Source organism: Paenibacillus sp. 01T422, assembly GCF_056398785.1.
In genome coordinates this window covers 1-3,281 of record NZ_JBFTQB010000756.1, presented here as the reverse complement: position 1 = coordinate 3,281, position 3,281 = coordinate 1, and the positions used below count along the sequence as shown (strand labels likewise).

The 3,281-nt window shown below is 39.6% G+C and carries 4 protein-coding genes; all 4 read left to right on the top strand.

Annotated features, from left to right (window positions below):
- Positions 1 to 662 precede the first annotated feature (662 nt).
- The 4 genes from AC1DUA_RS30605 (at position 663) to AC1DUA_RS30590 (ending at position 2,740) form a co-directional block, all read left to right on the top strand.
- On the top strand, positions 663 to 863 hold the full coding sequence (locus tag AC1DUA_RS30605; protein ID WP_477503334.1) for a hypothetical protein: 201 nt from the start codon (positions 663 to 665) through the stop codon (positions 861 to 863).
- A 242-nt stretch (positions 864 to 1,105) separates the two neighbouring features.
- On the top strand, positions 1,106 to 1,531 hold the full coding sequence (locus AC1DUA_RS30600) for a DMT family transporter (RefSeq protein WP_477503333.1): 426 nt from the start codon (positions 1,106 to 1,108) through the stop codon (positions 1,529 to 1,531).
- Between the two features lie 34 nt (positions 1,532 to 1,565).
- A complete protein-coding gene (locus AC1DUA_RS30595) occupies positions 1,566 to 2,279 on the top strand; it encodes a Crp/Fnr family transcriptional regulator (RefSeq protein ID WP_477503332.1) in 714 nt (237 codons plus the stop codon).
- Entirely contained in the window at positions 2,276 to 2,740 is a 465-nt protein-coding gene (locus AC1DUA_RS30590; protein ID WP_477503331.1) for a DMT family transporter, read from the top strand. Before AC1DUA_RS30595 ends, AC1DUA_RS30590 begins: the two co-directional genes overlap by 4 nt.
- The last annotated feature ends 541 nt before the right edge of the window (positions 2,741 to 3,281 follow it).

Below are 3,281 nucleotides of genomic sequence, written 5' to 3'. Positions count from 1 at the left end.
TAGTAGAACCAGGGGCGGGAGCCCCTGGTTTTATATGTGAGTTGTAACTTGAAATGTCGGTGATTGGAAGATAAAATGTCGTAGAGTTGGAACATAAATGTCGTTAGCTCGTACCTTGATGGTACGGGCTTTTTGTTATGTTTGTTACTTAAGGAGGTGGTGTTTTAAAATGTAATATTTCAGGAATATTTTAATCTTTAATGTTAAAAAATTGTAATGTAAAAAGTCGGTTTTACTACTTAATAAATGATTATTAACACAATAAACAGGTAGAGTATGGTGAGCGATAAAACATATTACCATAGAAAGCCGTAATGTGCTGACGGCATTTGTGAGCTTGCCACGAGAAAAAAGGTGGTTAAACCAAAATGGTCGACTGACTCTTTCTTGTAGATCAGAGGTTTAACGCCAAATCCTTATGAATTGGAAAAGTAACGCTCATGAGTGTAGCTTTATTTATTGCGAAGGTGAGTTGGCATTCACAGGGATGGAATGAACTCTCCTCTAGAAGATGAGGGTAAACAACAATATCGTTTATGTTTAGTAAAAATATGTCTATATGAAACTTGGAGCACTAGCTCCGAATTTTTTTGTTTTCTCAAGTCGGACAGCACCAAATAACATTTAAGGGTCTTTTTTCTAACTATAAAGGAGTTGGCATCGTGTTTACTGACAGATTTCGTCGGGTATCCTTCAGGGATATGAAGATCAAGTATAAGCTGATGGTTGTCATGATGCTCAAGATCGTATTATTTTGTATCGTTGTCATCTCTTGTGTGAAGATCATTGTTAGATTCCATCACAAAATCAATATGGTCGTTCAGGTTGGTGATCTGTTTTACCTCTCATCAATTTGGAGGTGATCCATGCGATAGCCCAATTGGCTTGAAAGTTTAGCAATTTCATGGGAATCACTTAAAACCGCTTTTCAATTCATAATGACCTCACCCATTCGACAATAGATAACAAATTGAATTGTAGCTTAGATATGTTATTAGTTTATAAAACCTATGTGATAATGAACGAGGACATATGTCCTATCCTGATTCTTTTACTCATCGTTAAATTAGAATAAGCGATGAAGACGAGGGAGGCAAACAGGACGATGAAAGGTGTCATATATGCATGTTTTGGCGGTGCTTTCCTTACTTTACAGGGTGCAGCGAACGCGGCCATTGGGGAAAGTATTGGAACATGGCAGGCTGCTGCTCTTACTCAGGGCACTGGATTTGTAGCAGCACTACTATTCGTTTGGATGGTCGGAGATCAATCGTGGAGAAATCTTAAAAAAGTGAAACCAGCCTACCTGCTCGGAGGGACTTTTGCAGCTTTTATCCTATTCAGTAACATAACGGCGTTTCATCGAAATGGCGCGGCGTTAACCGTATCGGCAGTCCTGATTGCTCAAATCATAGTCACCTTAATCTTGGAGAAAATAGGCTTATACGGCTCGGTCTCGCTTCGTTTGAGATCACCGCAATGGGTCGGTCTCGGGTTAATGGTAATTGGTATTTTATGTTTGACATTATGAAGAATAGTATACCTAGTAAGGGGTTATGTCTGCTATGAAAGAAATCATGGACACGAAACGGATGAATCAATATCTCAGTCAATTTGGCTTGGATGATGTTATACCGAAGACATTACGAAAACATCTGGCCTTATACCGTTTTGAAATGGACGAAGCACTATGCTTGCAAGGTGAAGCACCTCAATATATACATTTTATCGTGCAAGGAAAGGTAAAAGTGTATACCACCTCTACGGAAGGAAAAACACTACTGATTAATTTCACAATCCCTTTGGGGGTAATTGGAGAAATTGAATGTTTGAGGGGGAAGAAAAATCTCAATACAGTAACAGCCGTATTCCCTGTAGAGACGATCAGTCTTCATAAACGTTGGTTAACTCAATATGAAGAAGAAGTTTCTTTTCTGCGGTTTTTGCTTAATATAGTTACCCATAAATTCTACCAAAAATCCATAGCACTAAGTTCTAGTCTTCTATATCCAGTAGAAGTTAGGCTGGCTAGTTATCTACTGTCAATCTCTATTGAGGATGAGAAGGGGATGACGCATTCCAGTTTAAGTATGACAAATTTAAAAGATACAGCAAACCTCATCGGAACGAGTTACCGGCATTTGAACAGGGTTCTTCAGGGATTCTGTTCCACAGGGTTAGTTGAGCGGAGTAAGGGGAAGCTCATCGTTCTAGACCGCAAGGGGCTAACCGAAGTAGCTGGTTGGAATATTTATGAGAATGGGGATAGGAAATCATGATATGGGGAATGTTGATGGCAATAGCGGCAGGATCTTTAATAAGTGTTCAAACGATGTTCAACAGTAAAGTTAACGAAGCTGCGAGCTTACATTCTACGACCGTTCTTGTATTGGGGATGGGATTCTTAGCTTCGTTCAGTATGGGACTCCTGTTTGACGGCACTGGATTTTTCCCTTTGAAACCTATTCAACCATGGTTCTGGTTTAGCGGTTTGCTGGGTATTGGTGTCGTAACATGTGTGGTAAGAGGTGTGAAATTGCTAGGACCAAGCTACTCTATTTCAATCGTAATGGTCTCTCAGCTAATATGTGCACTATGGTGGGATTCCGTTGGTTGGTTCGGGCTGGAAACAGTCCCTTTTACACTTCAAAAAGCGATTGGGGTAACCGTATTAATCTTTGGACTGATATTATATAAAGCAAAGCCTAAAAATTTGAATACAAACTCAGTTTATAAGTGAATTTGATGAGCAATGGTTCGGCTTAGTGTTGACTGCCTGATGATAAAGAGACTTTCAACCGCGTATGCGTGCAGAAAATAGTGCTTGGGGAAATGTTCTAAAGCGTTTCTTCTGTTCCCGCACGTCCAAAATTGGAACGACAGAGTTTAATACGCTTACTTTTCGGACTATAACCTTTATCCAGGGCAACGAGATCATGCGAATGAGTGAGTATACGTTAGATAACCCTTAAAACCGAAGGAAGGGCAGATTAGTTGAACAAGGATTTTTCAAAAATGCAACGAAGATGTCCGATTTTGATGGGTATCCTGGAAGATGAAAGGGGTAATTCTGAACATAAAAGCAACACTCAAATTATATAAATCTGAGGACTTCTTTGAGTACGTATGAACGATTATATTAACTCTAATTGCATGGGATGCAAATTAGGAAGATCCATCTGTTCAACGCCCAACTCCCCCATGAAGTAAATTTGATGTTAAAAAGGCTCCAACAGGAGGCAAGGCATTACTAATAATGGGAGATCCAGTGAGACCTGTAT